General features: G+C 73.4%; 17 protein-coding genes and 1 riboswitch. Of the genes, 12 read left to right on the top strand and 5 right to left on the bottom strand.

Annotated elements, in window-relative coordinates; genetic code table 11:
* Position 1 precedes the first annotated feature (1 nt).
* The 5 genes from PKE99_RS30505 to PKE99_RS30525 are packed head-to-tail and all read left to right on the top strand — an operon-like array spanning position 2 to position 5667.
* Positions 2-748, top strand: a complete 747-nt coding sequence (locus tag PKE99_RS30505) for an ABC transporter ATP-binding protein (protein ID WP_051738085.1) — start codon at positions 2-4, stop codon at positions 746-748.
* A complete protein-coding gene (locus PKE99_RS30510) occupies positions 745-1629 on the top strand; it encodes an ABC transporter permease (RefSeq protein ID WP_051738084.1) in 885 nt (294 codons plus the stop codon). The genes PKE99_RS30505 and PKE99_RS30510 overlap by 4 nt, the downstream gene beginning before the upstream one ends.
* 32 nt (positions 1630-1661) lie before the next feature.
* Positions 1662-2867, top strand: coding sequence for an LLM class flavin-dependent oxidoreductase (locus PKE99_RS30515; protein ID WP_051738083.1), 1206 nt, complete (start codon positions 1662-1664; stop codon positions 2865-2867).
* Positions 2864-4360 carry an amidase family protein gene (locus tag PKE99_RS30520; protein WP_051738082.1) on the top strand — a complete coding sequence of 499 codons (1497 nt, stop codon included), beginning with the start codon at positions 2864-2866 and terminating at the stop codon, positions 4358-4360. Before PKE99_RS30515 ends, PKE99_RS30520 begins: the two co-directional genes overlap by 4 nt.
* Entirely contained in the window at positions 4360-5667 is a 1308-nt protein-coding gene (locus PKE99_RS30525; RefSeq protein WP_037051602.1) for an FAD-binding oxidoreductase, read from the top strand. Before PKE99_RS30520 ends, PKE99_RS30525 begins: the two co-directional genes overlap by 1 nt.
* Positions 5668-5741: 74 nt before the next feature.
* On the opposite strand, the gene PKE99_RS30530 is transcribed toward PKE99_RS30525, so the two are convergent.
* The gene (locus tag PKE99_RS30530; protein WP_037051599.1) at positions 5742-7100 is read right to left on the bottom strand and encodes an LLM class flavin-dependent oxidoreductase; all 1359 of its coding nucleotides are present in this window, start codon (positions 7098-7100) and stop codon (positions 5742-5744) included.
* Between the two features lie 108 nt (positions 7101-7208).
* On the opposite strand from PKE99_RS30530, the gene PKE99_RS30535 reads away from it, so the two are divergent.
* Both PKE99_RS30535 and PKE99_RS30540 read left to right on the top strand, forming a co-directional pair.
* The gene (locus PKE99_RS30535) at positions 7209-8279 is read left to right on the top strand and encodes a YncE family protein (RefSeq protein ID WP_037051597.1); all 1071 of its coding nucleotides are present in this window, start codon (positions 7209-7211) and stop codon (positions 8277-8279) included.
* A gap of 1 nt (position 8280) precedes the next feature.
* Entirely contained in the window at positions 8281-9135 is an 855-nt protein-coding gene (locus PKE99_RS30540; RefSeq protein ID WP_037051594.1) for a sugar phosphate isomerase/epimerase family protein, read from the top strand.
* A 5-nt stretch (positions 9136-9140) separates the two neighbouring features.
* Here PKE99_RS30540 and PKE99_RS30545 read toward each other — a convergent pair whose 3' ends face one another.
* Positions 9141-9857, bottom strand: a complete 717-nt coding sequence (locus tag PKE99_RS30545) for an IclR family transcriptional regulator (RefSeq protein WP_156068019.1) — start codon at positions 9855-9857, stop codon at positions 9141-9143.
* Positions 9858-9999: 142 nt separating this feature from the next.
* Between PKE99_RS30545 and PKE99_RS30550 the strand changes: the two genes are divergently transcribed.
* Together PKE99_RS30550 and PKE99_RS30555 are read left to right on the top strand one after the other, a co-directional pair.
* Positions 10000-11214 (top strand): CaiB/BaiF CoA transferase family protein, encoded by a 1215-nt coding sequence (locus PKE99_RS30550; RefSeq protein WP_037051591.1) that lies wholly within the window; start codon positions 10000-10002, stop codon positions 11212-11214.
* Positions 11214-11795 carry a carboxymuconolactone decarboxylase family protein gene (locus PKE99_RS30555; protein WP_037051588.1) on the top strand — a complete coding sequence of 194 codons (582 nt, stop codon included), beginning with the start codon at positions 11214-11216 and terminating at the stop codon, positions 11793-11795. The genes PKE99_RS30550 and PKE99_RS30555 overlap by 1 nt, the downstream gene beginning before the upstream one ends.
* A gap of 71 nt (positions 11796-11866) precedes the next feature.
* Here PKE99_RS30555 and PKE99_RS30560 read toward each other — a convergent pair whose 3' ends face one another.
* Genes PKE99_RS30560 through PKE99_RS30570 form a run of 3 tightly spaced genes read right to left on the bottom strand, consistent with a single transcriptional unit; the run spans position 11867 to position 14842 of the window.
* Entirely contained in the window at positions 11867-13156 is a 1290-nt protein-coding gene (locus PKE99_RS30560; protein WP_037051584.1) for a metal-dependent hydrolase family protein, read from the bottom strand.
* 23 nt (positions 13157-13179) lie between these two features.
* On the bottom strand, positions 13180-13941 hold the full coding sequence (locus PKE99_RS30565; RefSeq protein WP_051738079.1) for an alpha/beta fold hydrolase: 762 nt from the start codon (positions 13939-13941) through the stop codon (positions 13180-13182).
* A gap of 13 nt (positions 13942-13954) precedes the next feature.
* Positions 13955-14842 (bottom strand): fumarylacetoacetate hydrolase family protein, encoded by an 888-nt coding sequence (locus PKE99_RS30570; RefSeq protein WP_037051579.1) that lies wholly within the window; start codon positions 14840-14842, stop codon positions 13955-13957.
* 117 nt (positions 14843-14959) lie between these two features.
* Between PKE99_RS30570 and PKE99_RS30575 the strand changes: the two genes are divergently transcribed.
* The 3 genes from PKE99_RS30575 (at position 14960) to PKE99_RS30585 (ending at position 18586) form a co-directional block, all read left to right on the top strand.
* Complete coding sequence (locus PKE99_RS30575; RefSeq protein ID WP_037051577.1) at positions 14960-15622, top strand: FadR/GntR family transcriptional regulator; 663 nt, start codon at positions 14960-14962, stop codon at positions 15620-15622.
* 170 nt (positions 15623-15792) lie between these two features.
* Positions 15793-15886, top strand: a riboswitch (SAM riboswitch).
* Between the two features lie 121 nt (positions 15887-16007).
* The gene (locus PKE99_RS30580) at positions 16008-17216 is read left to right on the top strand and encodes an LLM class flavin-dependent oxidoreductase (protein WP_037051575.1); all 1209 of its coding nucleotides are present in this window, start codon (positions 16008-16010) and stop codon (positions 17214-17216) included.
* Positions 17213-18586, top strand: a complete 1374-nt coding sequence (locus PKE99_RS30585) for an NtaA/DmoA family FMN-dependent monooxygenase (protein ID WP_037051573.1) — start codon at positions 17213-17215, stop codon at positions 18584-18586. Before PKE99_RS30580 ends, PKE99_RS30585 begins: the two co-directional genes overlap by 4 nt.
* Positions 18587-18647 lie beyond the last annotated feature (61 nt).

Below are 18647 nucleotides of genomic sequence, written 5' to 3' on the forward strand. Positions count from 1 at the left end.
CATGACGACTGCCGTGCAGGCGGACCTGGTCAGGTTCGCCGGCGTCACCAAGACCTACTCGAACGGCTTCACCGCCCTCGCCCCGATCGACCTGACGATCGGCCCGGGGAAGGTGGTGAGCATCGTCGGGCCCTCGGGCTGCGGCAAGACCACCCTGCTCCGGATGGCCGGCGGGCTGTCCTCACCGACGACCGGTGAGCTGAGCATCGGCTCCACCCAGAACTCCTACGTCTTCCAGGACCCGACGCTGATGGCCTGGCGGAACGTGCTGGCCAACACCGAGCTCGTCTCCAGGATCCGCAAGGTGCCGCGGGCCGAGACCCGCCGCCGGGCGGTCGAGGCGCTGCGCCTGGTCGGCCTGGAGAACGTGCAGAAGTCCCTGCCGCGGGAGCTGTCCGGCGGCATGAGGATGCGCGTCTCGCTGGCCCGGGCGCTGGCCTCCGAGCCGGACCTGATGCTGATGGACGAGCCCTTCGCGGCCCTCGACGAGTTCACCCGTGACCGCATGGCGGACGAGCTGATCCGGCTGTGGCGCGAGCGCCGCTTCGGCGTCCTGTTCATCACCCACTCCATCCGCGAGGCCGTGAAGATCGCCCACGAGGTCGTCGTCATGGCCTCGGGACCCGGCCGGATCGTGGAGATCGTGGAGTCCCCGAGCCCGCCCGGCACGGACCCGGACGCGGCGCGCGACACCGATGCGCTCGACGAGACCGTGAAGTACATCGGCGCGCGATTGGCGGCGGCATGAGCATCGCAGAGAAGACTCCGGCGACGCCCCCGGCGCAGACCCCGGCCACCCCGCAGGCGGCCGCCCGGCCGACGGTGCCGCGCAAGGCCCCGTCCGGCCGAACCCTGCTGTCGTTCGTGCTGCCGCCGCTGGTGGTCCTCGTGATCGCCGTGGCGCTGTGGCAGGCGCTGATCAGCCTGTTCGGGGTCCCGAAGTTCCTGGTCCCCGCCCCGCTCGACGTCCTCGCCGAGATCGGGCCCGCGATCGGCACCCTGGTCGAGCCGACCCTGGTGACCATGGGCGAGGCGTACGGCGGGTTCCTGCTCGCCGCCGTCGTCGGGTTCGCGGTGGCGTTCGTGATGGCCCGCTGGAACGTCGCCGAGCGCGGCCTCTACCCCTACATGGTCCTGCTGCAGACCATCCCGATCATCGCCGTCGCGCCGATCCTGGTCGTCTGGCTCGGCCCCGGCCCCACGACGAACACCGTGGTCGCCGCCATGATCGCCGTCTTCCCGGTCACCGCGAACACGCTGACCGGCCTCAAGTCCACCGACCGGAACCTCGTGCAGCTGTTCGCCATGGCCGGAGCCTCGAAGCGCTACGAGATGAGCGTCCTGCGCATCCCGTACGCGCTGCCCTACGTGCTGACCGGGCTGCGGATCGCCGCGGGCTCGTCCGTCATCGGCGCGATCGTCGGCGAGTTCGTCGCCGGCATCGGCGGCGGCCAGGGCGGCCTCGGCTACGTCATCACGTCCACCGCGCAGCAACTGCTCATGCCGCGCCTGTTCCTCGCCGTCATCGCCGCGAGCTGCGTCTCGCTGCTGCTGTTCGGGCTCGTCCGGCTGGTGGAGGTGCTCGCGCTGCGGCGCTGGCACGAGTCCGCCATGTCTTCGGACGACTGAGCCGGCGACGACCGAGACCTGGAGTTCCTGAGATGCGCATCGACACCAACATCCTGGGCGCCGTCCGGATGCCCGACGCCGGCGCCGCCGGCCCCGCCGCCACCTCCCGCCGATACGGGCGCCAGGACTACGCGGACGCGTTCGGCGACTTCGTCGACCTGGCGAAGGTCGCGGACGAGGTCGGCTTCGACACCTTCTGGTACACCGAGCACCACTTCCAGCACGAGGGCTACGAGGTCGTCCCGAACCAGGTCCTGCTGGGCCTGTACTCGGCGGCCGTCACGCGGCGGCTGAACTTCGGCCAGATGTTCAACATCGTCCCGCAGTGGAACCCGCTGCGGCTGGCCGAGGACTTCGCCGCGGCGGACATCCTCACCGGCGGCCGGATGCGCTTCGGCGTGGGCCGGGGCACCGTGCCGCGGGAGATGCAGACCCTCGGCGCGAAGATCGAGTCGGGGGACAACGGGCTCGACGCGGATGCCGAGCAGGCCAACCGCGAGCACTTCGCCGAAGCCATGGCCGCGATCCGGGCCGCGTTCACCCAGGAGCGGTTCTCCCACCAGGGCACGCACTTCCAGTTCCCGCCGGCCGGGATCCCGGACCGCGGCGGGTTCGTGCAGGACCTCGCGCTGGTCCCGAACGTGACCCGCGAGGTCGAGATCTACCAGGCCTGCACCTCACCGCGGACCGTCGACTACGTGGCCGAGCACGGGCACATCGGCGTCTACACCCGACAGTCGGCGGCGCGCCTGGAGAAGGCCTGGGCGCTGCACGCGGAGCTCACTGCGAAGCACGGCCGGCCGACGGAGGTGGGGGAGGAGCAGATGCTCGTCCTGCACGTCAACGTCGCGCCGACGCACGAGGAGGCCGTCGCGCTGGCCCGGCCCGGGCACGACGAGCTGACCAAGCTGCTCTCGCCCTACGGCCGGTTCGCCACCTACGACCCGCCCGCCGGCATGGACTCCACCCCGTTCGACTACGCGCCGACCCTCGAGGAGTCGATGCGCCAGCGGATCTATGTCGTCGGTGACTTCGACGAGGTCGCGGAGCAGATCGCGGAGTACCGCGACCGGCTCGGCCTGCGCCGGCTCTCGGTCGCGATGGACGCCCTGGGCCTCACCCCGGAGCAGCAGCAGGACCAGCTGCGGATGTTCGCCGCCGAGGTGGCGCCGCGGCTCGGGATCGCCATGTCGGCCGACGGGCAGCAGGCGCTCGAGGCAGAAAGCGCAGTGGCGTGACGGCACCGACGGTCGGCTCCGCAGGCTCCGCCTCCGGCACTCTCCCCTCGCTCGCCGCCCTCGACGGCACCCGGATGCTGGCGGACCTCGACTCCGGGGCCGTCACCGCGCGGGCGCTGCTGGAGGAGCACCTCGCCCTGCTCGACGGGGCGGGCGGCGAGCTGAACGCAGTCGTGGACCGGGACGACGAGGGCGCCCGCGCCGCCGCGGACGCGGTCGACGCGGCCCGCGCCGCGGGCGAGCCGGTCGGCCCGCTCGCCGGCCTGCCCGTCACGATCAAGGACGCGTTCGACGCCGCCGGCATGCGCACCTCGCACGGCCGGCTGTCCGACGCGCGGCAGGCCACGGTGGACTCCCCGCTGGTTCGGCGGCTGCGCGAGGCCGGCGCCGTCGTCGTCGGCAAGACGAACGTGCCGGTCTACCTCGCCGACCACCAGTCGGTGAACGAGGACCTCGGCCGCACGCTCAACCCGTTCGACCGTGAGCGGTCGCCGGGCGGGTCGTCCGGCGGGTCCGGGGCCGCGGTCGCCGCCGGGATCGCGGTGGCGGACTTCGGCAGCGACCTCGCGGGGTCGCTGCGGGTCCCCGCCGCGTGGTGCGGCCTGTTCGGGCACCGGCCGTCGAACGGGATCGTGTCCAAGCTCGGGCACATGCCGTGGCCGGAGGGCGGGCTGCTGGAGCCGATGGTCTCGGCCGTCGGCCCGATGACCCGCTCGGCCGCGGACTCGGCCCGGTTCCTCGACGCGATCGCCGGGGCCGAGGGGCTCGACGCCCACGCCTGGCGGCTGGAGCTGCCGCCCGCCCGGGTCACCTCGCTCGCGGGCGCCCGGGTGGCGGTCTGGCTCGACGACCCTGCCTGCCCCGTCGACTCCGAGACCCGCGACGCGATCCGCGCCTTCGCCGACGCCCTGGACCGGGCCGGGGCGCAGGTCGAGGAACTGACCGCCCCACCGGTGCGCGGCGAGGAGGCGATCGAGCTGTTCGTGCGCCTGCAGGCCGGCGAGGTCGTGCACGGCCTGGACCCGGAGGCGTTCGCGCGCAGCGTCCACCTCGCCGGAGCCGGGGCGACCGGCCGAGCGGGAGACATGGCCCGCGGGCACGTCCAGTCCCTGCGCGACGCGCTGAACGACTTCGAGGCGCAGCGTGCGATCGCCGCGCGCTGGGCGGAGATCCACGAGCGGCACCACGTGGTGCTGTGCCCGGCCGCACCGTGTGCCGCGCCGCGGCACTCCGACGTCCCGAACGACCGCCGCACCCTGGAGCTCGACGGGCGGCCGTACCCGGCCGGCGACGCCGTCGGCGCGTGGAGCCGGATCTCCGGCCTCGGTGGCGGTCCCGCCACCGTGGTGCCGCTGGGTGCCGGGGCGGCTTCCGGCCTGCCGATCGGCGCGCAGCTGCTCGGTCGCTACCTCGACGACCGCACCCCGCTCGCCGTGGCCGCGCTCGCCGAGGAGGCGGGGCTCGTCGGGTTCACCGCTCCGGAAGGGTTCTGATGGCGGCAGGGACCGTTCTCCCCGAGACACTCGCGGCGGACCTGCGCGCCCTCCTCGGCGACTCCGCCGGGGTCGGCGCCGACGAGGCCGCCTGCAAGGCCGCGACCAAGGACTTCTCCTGGGTCTCGCCGATCATCCACGGCAGCATCCCGCGGACCCTGCCCGACGCCGTGGTCACGGTCCGGACGGTCGAGGCCGTCCGGGCCCTGGCCCGGTTCGCGCACGAGCGCGGGATCCCGCTCACCGCACGCGGCAAGGGCACCTCGAACTACGGGCAGATCATCCCGCTCGCGCAGGGAATCATGGTGGACTTCCACGAGCTCGCCGGGGACATCGTCCTCGACGACGACGGCGTGGTCAGCGCGCTGCCCGGCACCAGCTGGCACGACCTGTTCGCGTTCCTCGAGGGCACCGGCCGCGAGCCGGCGATGTTCCCGACCACGCTGAACAGCACCGTCGCCGGGTACGTGGGCGGCGGGGCCGGGGGACCGGGCTCGATCGAGCACGGCTTCAACCACGAGGGGTTCGTGCAGGCCCTGACGCTCGTGCGGGTCACCGCCGACGCCGAGCCCGTCGAGGTGCGGTTCCCGGACACCACCCCGCATGTGCACGCCTTCGGCACCACCGGGCTGATCGTGCGGGTGGGGCTAAGGACCGTGCCGGCGCGGGAGCGGACCGCCGTGTTCGCCTCCGTGCCGGACCTCGACGCGGGTGCCGCGATGGCCCTCGAGATCCTGCGGCTGGACCCGCCGCCGCAGATCCTCGCGGTGACCGAGCCGGAGCTCGCGGCGCTCTTCCCCGAGGACCCGGGCTTCGTGCCGGGCCGGACGAACCTGCGGGCGGTCGTCGGCGTCGAGCAGGCCGAGGCGGTGCGGGAGATCGTGGAGCGGGGCGGCGGCAGCGTCTCGGGTGTGCGGCCCGAGGCGGTGCGTTTCCTCGCGACCTTCATCAACAACCACACCACCGTGCGGGCCAAGGCCAGGCGCCCCGAGCTGTACCACGTCCTGGTGCGCGGCAACGCGATCCTGGGCAAACGGGTGCTCATCGGCGAGGCCTTCGCGGACGCGACCGTGCAGCTCGAGGGCATCCGCGGCCCCGAGGGCCCGTGCCTGATGGCCCGGATCCTCGCCCCGCACCGCGACGACGCCCTGGTGCACGCGGGCATGGAGCGGCTGCGTGCCGAGGGCCTCGCCGTCGACAGCCCGCACAGCTGGGTGGTGCACGAGGACATGCCGCCGCGCTGGGCCGCCGCGGACCGCTTCGACCCCGCAGGCCTGCTCAACCCCGGCAAGCTCCCGCGGGACTGACCCGGCGCGGGAGCCATGGCCCGGCTCCCGCGCCGCCGTCAGCGCCGCCGTCAGCACCGCCGTCAGCACCGCCGTCAGCGCCGAAATGTGCCGGCGAGGTGCGTCGGCGGGATGCGGTCGGCGCCGAAGAGCTTCTCGCGGAAGGTGCCGGGGGCGTACTCCGTCTTGTAGCGGCCGCGCTCCTGCAGGATCGGGATCACCAGGTCGATGACGTTCTCGAGGGTCTCGTGGGCCACGATCCGGGCCACGTTGAACCCGTCGAGGTCCGTCTCGTCCATCCAGCGGATCAGCTCGTCCGCGATCTGCTCCGGGCTGCCGACGAGCGCCATGTTGGTGCCGCACAAGGCCTTCTCCTCGAGCACCTGGCGCAGCGTCCACCTGTTGCCCCGGGTGAACATCTCGAGGGCGGAGCGGTTGGCGTCGTTCTCCTCGTACTCGATGGGCTGGTCCACCGGGTAGTTCGAGAGGTCGATGCCCATGATCCCGGACATCGTGGCGATGAGGCCCTCGAAGCTCGTGTACCGCAGGTAGTCGTTGTACCGGGCGCGCGCCAGCTCCTCGGTCTCGTCCACGAAGATCGACACCCCGGCGAAGAACTTCGCCGACTCCCGGGAGCGGCCGACGGCCTCCAGCTCCTTGGCCATCGTCGCGATCTTGTCCCGGACGATCTCCGTGGTGGTGCCGTTGAGGTAGATGCCCTCGGCATGGGTGCCCGCGAACCGCCGGCCGCGCTCGGAGCCGCCGGCCTGGAACAGCACGGGGGTGCGCTGCGGGGAGGGCTCCACGGCGTGCACGGCGCGGAACCGGTGGAACTCGCCCTCGAAGACGATCTCCTCGACCTTCGACGGGTCCGCGTAGACGCGGGTCGCCTTGTCCTTGACCAGCGACCCGTCCGCCCAGCTCTGCTCCCACAGCCGGTAGACGGCCTCGCAGAACTCGTCCGCCATGTCGTAGCGCCTGTCGTGCGCGATCAGCCCGTCCAGGCCCATCGCCCGGGCGCCGCTGGCCAGGTAGCTGGTCACGATGTTCCAGCCGAGCCTGCCCTCGAGCAGGTGGTCCAGCGTCGAGATCCGGCGGGCGAACTGGTACGGCTGCTCGTAGGTGCAGCTGCCGGTCATGGTGAAGCAGAGGTTCTCGGTCACCGCGGCCATCGCGGGGAGCAGGACGGCCGGGTCGACGCTGGGGGACTGGCAGCCGTTCCGCAGCGCGCCGTCCTTGGTGCCCTCGTAGACGTCCGGCATGCCGTAGACGTCGGCGATGAAGAGGTTGTCGAACAGGCCGCGCTCGAGCAGCTGCGCGTACTCCGCCCAGTAGCGGATGGACGTGTAGTCCACGGCCTTGTCCCGCGGGTGCGCCCAGAGCCCGAAGGACTGGAAGCTCGGGTTGCCCTGCTCGAGGGCGTTGAAGCGGATCTCCTTCGGTGCGCCTGCCACACCCACTCCTCGTCTCGGCATCCTTGCTCGTACAGTGAGCGTAGCAATCATGCAATGGTAGTGGGAAGCGCTGGACGGCGTCGGCTCCGCCGAGCATGATGCGGCCCCATGACCGGTGACGTGCTGATGGTGGCCAGCCAGTTCGGGCAGAAGCTGGACTTCTTCGACGCGACCACGCTGGAGAAGCTCGACACCGTGCCGGACCTGATCGCGCAGCCGCACGAGATGGCGTGGGACGGCGGGCGCCGGCTCGCCTACCTCGCGCACACCTACCGCGCGGGGGCGTACGGCGAGGGCAAGCCGAAGGCGCACGAGATCAGTGTCGTGGACGCCGACGCCCGCACGGTCGTCGACGTGATCGACGTCAGCCCGTACGAGGCGCCGCACGACGTGGAGTACGACCCGGCGGCCGACCTGATCTACACCGGCGTCGAGGCGGGCGACGGCCGCAACGGGATCGTGGTGATCGACGCGGCCACCCGGCAGGTCGTCGGGAACATCCCGCTCGAGGCGCCCAACGCGCACTGGATGTGCCTGACCCCGGACGGCGCCAAGGCGTATGTGGCCCACAAGGAGGCGCCGGTGCTGTCCGTCGTCGACCTGCGGGTGCGCCGGCAGGTCGGCACGATCCCGGCCCCCGCGGGCGCGGAGGAGATCGACTGCTCGCCGGACGGGCGGTTCGTGTTCGCCGCGACACCGATGATGAGCCTGGTCATCAACGTGGCGCAGGGGCAGCTGAACAAGGCGGTCCCGCCGCCCGGCACACCGGTGCCCGGACTGGTGAAGATCGACACCGGTACGGACGAGGTCGTCGGCCGACTGGAGTTCGAGGAGTACCTGTCCGCGCTGCGGGTCGCGCCCGACGGCCGGGTCCTGGTCACCGAGTTCCGCTTCCCGGAGCCGGGCGCCACGCCGGCCGGGCCGGTCCGCGGGCGGGTGCACGTCGTCGACCCGGACAAGCTGGAGGTGCTGGCCTCGGTCGAGGTCGACGAGCTCCCCTTCACCACCCGCTCCTCGGCCGACGGTCGCACCGCGTTCACGGCGAACCTCAAGACGGGCTCGGTGAGCGTGATCGACCTCGACACCTACGAGGTCACGGCCACCCTGGACAACAACATCGGCCCGGCCTTCGGCGGGTCGCACGGCATGTGCCTGGTCCCGGCCCGGCAGGAGGGCTGACGTGGGCCTCCTCGACCGGACCGACCTCGTCGCCAGCTACTACACGCTCACCGGGGCGCACCTGACCCTGCCGCCCCGGCACCCGCTCGCCGCCCGGGCGGAGGCGGCGGCGGCCGCGGGCTTCACCGGTCTCGCGCTCGCCCCGGCCGAGGCCGCGGCGGGGGTCACCGCCGTCCGGGCGGCTGCGGGCGGCCTCGCGGTGCCCGAGCTGGAGCCGCTCAAGGGGTGGGACTCCGGAGGCCGCGGCGACGAGGAGGCCGTGTTCGCGCTGGCCGACGCGTTCGGGTCGCGCCAGGTGACCACGATCCAGCTGGTCGACGATCTGCCGGCGGACCTGCTGGCCGAGCGGTTCGCGGGGCTGTGCGAGCGTGCCGCGGCGCACGGGTTGGGCGTCGGGTTCGAGCCGCGGGCGAACTCCCCGGTCTCCACGCCGGCACGGGCCGCGGCGCTCGTGCGGGCCTCCGGTGCCGCGAACGCCGGGATCGTGCTCGACGCCTACCACCTCCACCGCGCCGGCGTGACCCTCGCGGACCTCGCGCCGGTGGCCGACCTGGTGGTGTCGCTGCAGCTCAACGACATGCTCGCGGAACCGCGGCCGGACCCGGCGGAGGACGCGCTGGAGTTCCGCCTGGTCCCGGGCGAGGGCGCGATCGACCTGCCGGGGTGGCTGGCCGGGCTCGCCGGCCTGGGGATCGACGTGCCGATCGCCGTCGAGGCCCTGTCCCGGGAACACAACGCCCGGCCGCTCGCGGAGGCCGCCGCCCGGGCCGCCGAGGGCGCCCGGCGCGCGCTGGCCGCGGCGCGGGAGCTCGCGGCCCACCAGCCGGATCGGCCCACCGGTCATTCGGCCCGGTAGCGGGATCAGCCCGGCTCGCGCACCCACGGCGCGATCCGGCGCGCAGCGTCCTCGAGGTCCGGCAGGCACTTCTCCACGATCTCCGGCGACATCCGGGTGGTCGGCCCGGACAGCGTGACGGCGGCGACGACCGCACCACCGGATCGCACGGGGACGGCGACGCCGGTCACACCCGAGATCAACCCGTCCGCCTGGACGGCCCAGCCCCGCTCGGCGGTCTCGCGCAGCCGGGCCAGCAGGTCCACCCGGGAACCGGCGGCGTCGCGGGCGCGGTCGATCAGCGCGGTCTGCTCCGCCGCGGCGAGCTCGGCCATCAGGACGTCCCCGGTGGCGGTGCCCACCAACGGCATCGCGTCGCCCACCGGTACGACCCGGCGCAGCTCGTGGCGGCTGTCGACGGAGGCGATGCACACGCGGGTGTCGTCCCGGCGGACGTTCAACGATGCGGTCTCGCCGGTGCGGTCCCGCAGCTCGGCGAGCACGCGGTGGACGGTGGCCATCGGGTCGCCGCCCGCTCGCGCGTCCCGGACCAGCCGGAACACCCGCGAGCCCAGGACGTAGGAGCCGTCGTCGAGGCGGTCGAGCATCTGCTCCTCGGCCAGCTCGCGCATGATCCGCGAGACCGTGGACAGCGACAGCCCGATCTCGGTGCTGACCCGGGCGGCGGTGGCCGGCCCGCGGGCGGTGGCCACGCCCTCGAGGATCGCGACCACACGTTGCATCGACCGCACCGGGACTCCCTCCTGACGGCGCGAGCCTACTGGCCCGGCGCGGGCTTGACGCGCTCCGGCGGCGTTCCTACGGTTGTGTCATCCAGCAAGAGTAGCTCTCACTGAGTGAGCGTGAGGGCGGACGGGAGACCAGGTGGCGCCTCGCGCACTGGACGGCGTGATCGTCGTCGACCTGACGCAGATCGTGAGCGGGGCTGTCACCAGCATGATGCTGGCCGACTTCGGCGCGGACGTGATCAAGATCGAGCCCGTGGGCGGGGAGACCTACCGCAAGGCGGGCTACGAGCTGCACGGTCCCGGCGGCTCGACCAACCTGAACATCCTGCGGTTCTCCCGCGGCAAGAAGAGCATCGAGCTGGACCTCAAGTCCGAGCGCGGCGCGCAGATCCTCGCCGACCTCGTGGTGCAGGCGGACGTGCTGGTGGAGAACTTCCGCCCGGGCGTGCTGGCCCGCCTCGGGTTCGACTGGGAGCGACTGCACGAGCTGAACCCGCGGCTGGTCTACACGTCGATCAGCGGGTTCGGGCACGACGACGTGCTGCCCAGCCCGTACCGCGACCTGCCGGCCTACGCGATCATCGCCGAGGCGATGGCCGGCCTGACCCACCTGGCGGGGGAGAAGGACCGCCCGCCGGCCTGGATGGGCTTCGCGATGTCGGACATCTTCTCCGGCACCTGCGCCTTCGCCGGCACCCTCGTGGCGCTGCGCGACCGCGACCGCACCGGCGAGGGCACCCGGGTCGACATCGGCATGTTCGACGCGTCGCTGCTGATGAACGACCTGCCGATGGCCTACAAGGAGCACGTCGGCGAGGCGATGGGGCGCGGGCAGTACGCGCTGCAGTCGCCGTGGGGCCCGTTCGAGACGAGCGACGGCTACGTGATCATCGCCGTGCTCAACGGGCGCGAGTGGGCGGCGCTCTGCGAGTGCATCGGGCGGCCCGACCTCGCCGAGCACCCCGAGCTCACCACCGGCCACCAGCGGTCGAAGGCGCACGAGCGGCTCGTCCGGCCGGCGGTGGAGGAGTGGACCCGGGCCCGCACCAGGGCCGAGGCGGTGGCGGCCCTGCAGGGGCACCGGGTCCCCTCCGCACCGGTCAACACCACGGACGACCTGCTCGAGGACCCGCAGGTCGCCGCGCGGCAGATGCGCCAGGAGACCGCGAACCGCGAGCTCGGCACCATTCGCACGGTCGGCAACCCGATCAAGGTGGCGAGCTCGCTCGTCGGGCAGGAGCCCGCGGCGCTGCCCGGCCTGGGCGAGCACACGGACGAGGTGCTGCGCAGCCGCCTCGGACTCGACGACGCGGCCATCGCGGCGCTGCGTGAGGCGAAGGTGGTGGGCTGATGCCGTTCTCCCACACCGCCGACCCGCGGGTCGCCCCGGTCGGGGACCCGGAGCCCGAGGTCGCGGAGATGCTGGCCAAGACCCTCGGCGACGACCGGGGCGTGCCGTTGGCGATCTTCCGGACGATGGCCCGGCACCCGCGGATGATGAAGCGGTTCAACGTGCTCGGCGGGTTCTTCCTGACCCGCGGCGACCTGCCGGCACGCGAGCGCGAGCTCGTGGTCCTGCGCGTGGCCTGGCGCAGCGGCTGCGAGTACGAGTGGGCGCAGCACGTCCTGATCGGACGCCGCGCGGGCCTGACCGACGAGGAGATCGCCCGGGTCGCGCATCCCGGTGCGAAGTGGTCGGCGGCCGACGAGGTCTTGCTGCGTGCCGCCGACGAGGTGCTGGACCGCACCGATCTCTCCGACGCGACCTGGGCGGAGCTCGCCGGGCGCTTCACCGAGACCCAGCTCGTGGAGCTGGTCGTGCTGGTGGGCTTCTACCGGATGGCCGCCGGATTCCTCAACGCGACGGGTGTGCAGAAGGAGGCGGACCTGCCGGGCTGGCCCGCCGGCGTCGCCCCGGAGGGGGACCGATGAGCCTGCGGGCCGCCCCGTAGGCCCGGACCGGCGCCCGGGTCGACCCCTCCCCGGGCGCCGGTACCGGCTGCTCAGAGGCCGGCGGGGGCGCGGTTGCGGTCGACGTTGCCGGGCAGCGGCGGCGTGGGCGCGGCCTCCACGCTCGCCTCCTTGTGGAACTTCCCGTCCTTCATGATGTAGTGCAGCTTCGACTGGTCCTGCAGGACGGTGATGTCGGCGAGCGGGTCGCCGTCGACCAGCAGGAGGTCGGCGAGGTAGCCGGGCTGCACCTTGCCCAGCTCGTCGGGCCGCAGCATGATCTCGCCGCCCCGGGCGGTGGCGGAGATGATCGCCTCCATCGGGGTGAAGCCCAGCAGCTCCACGAAGTGCTGCAGGTCGCGGGCGTAGGTGCCGTGCGGGGTCCAGGCGAAGCCGTAGTCGCCGCCCGGCAGCACCTTGATGCCGCGCCGGTGCATCTCGCGCAGCCCCGCGATCGCCATCTCCAGTTCCTTCTTGTACCCGACGGCCTCGGCGGCCTCCTGCGGGAACCCGAAGGCCTCGGCCTCGTAGAGGGTGGCGACGAGCCAGTTGATCCCGGGCGCCACGAACACCCAGTCCTTGTTGGCCTCGAGCATGTCCATGCCCTCGGCGTCGGTGAAGCTGGCGTGGTAGATGACGTCGACGTGGTGGCGCACGCACATCTTCACGCTCTCGGCGCTGCGGGCGTGGGCGCAGACCCGCTTGCCGCGCCGGTGCGCCTCGGCCACGGCGGCGGCCACCTCCTCGTCGGAGAAGTAGGTGTCCTCGGCGCGCTGGGTGCCGGTGATCTCCTCGCCGGTCATGGACAGCTTGATCTGGTCGACCCCGATGTCGATCAGCTCGCGAACGGCCTTGCGCATGCCCTCCGGCCCGTCGGCGAACTTGGTGATCGACTTGATCAGCGCGCCGCCGGTCACGGCGATCTCCGGCCCGTTGGCCAGGTAGCGCGGGCCGGGGATGCGGCCGGCGTTGATCGCGTCCCGGCACACCACGTCCAGCCGGTCCTTCGCCGACGCCGCGCCGAGACACATGGTGTAGCCGGAGTCGATGTAGGTCCGGGCGGACTCGATCGCGAAGAGCAGGTGCTCCTCGACCGGCATGGTGCCCAGGCCGTCGAGGTCGGCGGAGTTGTTCCAGGTGAAGTGGGTGTGGGCGTCGCAGAGCCCGGACATCAGGGTCCGGCCGCGGCCCTCCACCACGCGGGCGCCCTCGGCGCGGGCCGGGTCGACGGTGCCGACCGCGGCGATGCGGTCGCCCTCGACCAGGACGTCCCCGCGGTAGGGGTCGGCGCCGGTGGAGTCGAGGATCGAGACGTCACGGAACAGAACGGATCCAGCGGGCATCGTTGCCACTCCTCGGTCGGGGTCTACAGGAACTTGAGCAGGTGGTCGGTGACGGGGCCGGCGGCCTCGAGCGCGGTCCAGTGGCCGACGCCGGGCAGCACCTCGACGACGGCGGAGCCGTGGGCGTCGGCGAGCTCACGGCTCGCGTCGGGCGGGCCGACCTTGTCGTCGTCGCCCGTGATCAGCAGCAGGGGGAGCGCCGGGTCCACCGGGCCCGGGTCCGTCGCGGCGGCCAACGCCTCGCAGTTGCGCGCGTAGCCCTCGGGGTCCTGGCGCATGACCAGCTCCCGGACGAACGCGGCGACCTCGGGCTTGTCCCGGCGGGTGGTCTCGGACAGGGCGTTGGCCACCACGCCGGGGGCGACGGCGGCGGTGCCCTTGTCGCGCAGCACCGCGGCCCGGTCGCGCTGGGCCTGCCGCCCGGCCTCGGCGGGCTCGCGGACCGCCCCGAGCAGGGCGAGCGCGGTGACCTTCGACGGGTGCCGGGCGGCGAGCGCCCGCACGACGAGGGTGCCCATCGAGTGCCCGACGACCGCGGCCGACTCGATCCCGAGGGCGTCGAGCACCTCGGCCAGGTCGTCGGCGTGCGACTCCACGGTGATCCCGTCGGCGACGGGGGAGCGGCCGGCGCCGGCGGAGTCGACCCGCACCACGCGGTGCGACGCGGCCAGCGCGTCGGCCTGGACCTGGTAGAAGTTCGACGTCCCGCCCAGCCCGTGGACCAGCAGGACCGCCGGGCCCTCGCCCTCGACCTCGACGGCGAGGTCCTTCCCGTTGACGTGCACGGAGATTCCTTCCTCAGACGATCCGGTTGCGCTGGCGGCCGAGCCCGGTCACGGACACCTCGACGACGTCCCCGGGAGCCAGGAAGCGGGGCGGGTCGAAGCCGATCCCCACGCCCGCGGGTGTGCCGGTGGCGATCACGTCGCCGGGCAGCAGGGTCATCCCGGCCGACAGGGTCGCGACAAGCTCGGGGATGTCGAAGATCAGGTCCTTGACCGGCGCGGACTGCCGCGGCTCGCCGTTGACCCGGCTCTCCACCAGCAGCGCGGCGACGTCCGGGATCTCGTCGGCCGACACGGCGTACGGCCCCAACGGGCAGTGCGTGTCGAGCGACTTCCCGATCACCCACTGGCTGTGCCTGCGCTGCAGGTCCCGGGCAGTCACGTCGTCGACCACGGTGTAGCCCCAGACGTGGTCCCAGGCCGCCTCGCGGGTGATCCCGCGCCCGCCGCGGCCGATGATCACGCCCAGCTCGGCCTCGTAGTCCAGCTCCGCGGTGACGCCGCGGTGCGCCTCGACGTCGGCGTGCGGGCCGGTCACCGCGGTCGTCGCCTTGGTGAAGACGACCGGGTGCTCGGGCAGCGCCTCCGACCGGTCCGGCCGGTCGTAGCCGCTGCGGCCGAACTCGGCCACGTGGGCGCGGTAGTTCTTGCCGACGCAGAAGACGTCCCGGGGTGGGGCGAGCGGGGCGCGCAGCTCCACCTCGCCGAGCGGCACGCCGGGCAGCGCGCCCGCGTGCTCCGCCAGGACCGGGCCGAGCTCGGCCCATCGCTCGATCACCTGCCGCACGCCCGCGCCCGCGGGCAGCAGCGGGGTGACGTCCCGGACGAGCTCGGCCCCGTCCGCCCCGTCGACCACACCGACGCGGTTCTCCGACCCCGCCGCGAAGGTCACCAGCCTCATGTGCAACCAATCTGAACCAATTGAACCAATTCGACCAGCGGTGACCGTACGCGGACCGCAGAACCGGTGTCGAGAGGGCGGCTCCATTGGTCTCGATTGGTTTGCTACGGTGTCCGCGTGACGACCGTCGAGCAGTCCCTGCGCACCCTGCTCGCCGAGGGCGCCGAGGCGGGCACCTGGGGGCCGGGGTCGAAGCTGCCCACCGAGCGGGACCTCGTCGAACGGCTCGAGGCCCCGCGCAGCGCGGTCCGCCGCGCACTGGACGCCCTGGAACGCGACGGGGTGGTGGTCCGGCACGTCGGACGGGGAACCTTCCTCACCGAGACCGCCGTGCGGCGGGTCGACGGGGCGCCCGCCGACACCAGTCCCGCGGAGATCATGCAGGTGCGGCTGCTGCTGGAGCCGCAGGTCGCGGCGCTCGCCGCGCGGGTCGCCACGCAGGTCGACCTAGAGCGGATCGGGGAGTGCCTCGCCGGGGGCGGGGCGGCCGCGGGGTTCGAGGCCTTCGAGTCCTGGGACGGGCGGCTGCACCGCGAGATCGCCCGTGCCGCGCACAACGGGCTGCTCATGAACATGTTCGGCGTCCTCGACACCGCCCGCTCACTGCCGGTCTGGGGCACCCTCAAGCGGCGGACGTCCACCCCGGAGCTGCGGCGGTGCTACCACGAGGAGCACACCGCGATCGTCGACGCGCTGCGCGACCGGGACTCCCGGGCCGCCGCCGACGCCATGCGCACCCACCTCGAGCACGTCTCGGACACCCTGCTCGGGCGGCACTGAGCGCCTTTCGTCCGGACCTTCGCGGGCCGCATCGGCGCCGCGTTCTCCCTGGTGGAACGTCAGTTGTGTCCTGTCCGGACAATCGAACGCGGCCTCGGTCACACTCGTCACCCGGAGGATTGACGGGGGCGCCCTCCTGATCCGTACAGTGAGGACGGCCCCACGGGGCCACACCATCCAGAGCGGCCGAGAGACCTGGCTCGACGACGCCGCAGCAACCCCCCGTCCCACGGGTGCGGGTGCTAAAGCCGGGAGCGATGGAGGAGCGATGTTCGTCGGGGTGCAGCGGCGCCACGTGGATCTCCTGCGCACGGCCAGCGCGGGCTGTCGGGCCTGACGAGGTCCCGATCCCCCGTCCCTTCTCCCGCAGGAGAGGTCTGCCCGCATGGCCCCCATCCATCTGGCCGTCGCGCTCGACGGCGCCGGCTGGCACCCCGCCGCCTGGCGCGAGCCCGGCGCCCGCCCCGATCTGCTCTTCACCGCCCGCTACTGGGCGGCCCTGGCCCGCGCCGCCGAGCGCGGCCTGCTCGACCTGGTCACGATCGAGGACGGCCTGGGCCTGCAGTCCGGCGACCACCTCGCGGCTGGGATCGACGGGGCCGACCGCCGCACCGACCAGGTCCGCGGGCGGCTCGACGCCGAGCTGGTCGCCGCGTTCGTCGCGCCGCTGACCCGGCACGTCGGGCTCGTCCCGACCGTCACGACCACGCACACCGAGCCCTTCCACATCGCCTCGGCGATCTCCACGCTGGACCACGACAGCCACGGCCGGGCCGGATGGCGGGTGCAGACCTCGGCCCGCGCCGACGAGGCGGCCCACTTCGGCCGCCGCATGCTGCCGGAGATCCGCCGCGAGACGCTCGACACGCCGGAGACGGTCGCCGCGGTGGCGGACCTGTTCGAGGAGGCGGCCGACGCCGTCGAGGTCGTCCGGCGGCTGTGGGACAGCTGGGAGGACGACGCCGAGATCCGCGACGCCGCCACGAACCGCTTCCTCGACCGCGACAAGATCCACACGATCGACTTCGAGGGGCGTTTCTTCTCGGTCCGCGGGCCGGGGATCGTGCCGCGGTCCCCGCAGGGCCAACCGCTGGTCGTCGCGCTCGCCCACGCCCGGGCCGCGTACGAGCTGGCCGCCCGGGCCGCGGACGTGGTGTTCACCACCCCGCAGGGCGCGGCCGACATCCCGGCGATCCTCGGCGAGATCCGCGCCGCCCAGCACGCGGTCGGCCGCACGCTCCCGCCGCTGCGGGTGCTCGCGGACCTCGTCGTGGTCCTCGACACCGACGCCGACGCGGCCCACGCCCGGCTCCGCCGGCTGGAGGAGCACGGCCCGCTGCGCTCCGACGCCGCGGTGCTGGCGGGTACCCCGACCGCGCTCGCCGACCTCCTGGAGTCCTGGCGGGACGAGGGGGTCGACGGCTCCCGGCTGCGGCCGGCCGTGCTGCCCACCGACCTCGACGCGATCGTCGACCGGCTGGTCCCGCAGCTGCAGGAGCGCGGCCTGTTCCGCACCGCCTACGGGCCGGGGACGCTGCGCGAACGCTTCGGCCTGGAACGCCCGGCGAGCCGGTACGCGGGGGTGGCCGCGTGACCAGGAAGCAGGTGATCCTCGGGGCCTACTTCCCGGGCGTCAACCACGACACCGTGTGGAGCGACCCGGCGTCGGGCAGCCACATCGACTTCGCGTCCTTCGAGCACTGGGCCCGCACGGCCGAGCGCGGCACGTTCGACCTGCTGTTCCTCGCCGAGGGGCTGCGGCTGCGCACCCGCGGCGGGCAGGTCTTCGACCAGGACGTCGTCGGGCGGCCGGACACGTTCACGGTCCTGGCCTCGCTGGCCGCCGTGACCGAGCACATCGGACTCGCCGGCACGATCAACTCGACGTTCAACGAGCCCTACGAGCTGGCCCGCAAGTTCGCGACGCTGGACATCCTGTCCGGCGGGCGGGCCGCGTGGAACGTCGTGACCAGCTCCGACGCGGACACCGGCGAGAACTTCCGGCGCGGCGGCTACCTGGGGCACTCCCAGCGGTACGAGCGCGCGGGGGAGACTCTCGACGCCGTCCGGGCGCTGTGGGACTCCTGGGGCTCCGACGCCGTGGTGGCGGACCCGGCGAGCGGACGGTTCCTGCGCGACGGGCACGTGGGCGACTTCGCCTTCCGCGGCGCCCAGTTCGACATCGCCGGGCGCTTCAGCACCCCGCGCAGCCCGCAGGGCCATCCCGTGGTGCTGCAGGCGGGGGAGTCGCCGGCCGGCCGGGACTTCGCGGCCTCGCGGTCCGACGCGATCTTCTCCCGCTACCAGAAGTTCGACGAGGCCAGGGCCTTCTACGCCGACGTCAAGGCGCGGGTGGCGAAGGTCGGCCGCGACCCCGACCAGGTCAAGATCCTGCCGTCGGCGTCGGTGATCCTGGGTGACACCGAGGCCGAGGCCCGCGACCGCCACCGGGACGTCCGCAGTCGGCAGGTCGACCCGTTCACCGCGATCGTGCTGGCCGAGATGGTGTGGAACCGCGACCTCTCCCAGGTCGACCCGGACGGGCCGGTCCCGGAGCTGGACCCCACGCCCGACGCGCCGAAGTGGATCCGCGGGCGCGCCCCGCTGACCCAGGACGCCCACGGCACGGCCGAGGCCTGGCGCGCGCTCGGCCGCGAGCACGGCTGGTCGCTGCGCGAGGTCGTCACGCACGTGTTCGACCGGGCCGAGTTCGTCGGCACGCCGGCGCAGGTCGCGGCCGAGATCGACCGGTACGTGCAGAACGACGCCGTCGACGGCTTCATCCTCGGCTCGTACGTCAGCCCCGCGGGCCTCGACGAGGTCGTCGAGAAGGTGGTCCCGCAGCTGCGCGACCGCGGCGTCCTGCGCGACCGCTACACCGGCTCCACGCTGCGGGAGCACCTCGGCCTGCGCCCGCCCGCGGGCCTCGGCGAGCCGCCGGCCGCCGCCCGCACCGCCTCCTGACCCCCGTCCCCTCCCGGACCGGCACGCCCGCCGGTCCGGGCGCCCTCCCCGAAGGACGACC

The sequence above is a fragment of the Pseudonocardia halophobica genome (assembly GCF_027922425.1).
GTDB lineage: Bacteria > Actinomycetota > Actinomycetes > Mycobacteriales > Pseudonocardiaceae > Pseudonocardia > Pseudonocardia halophobica.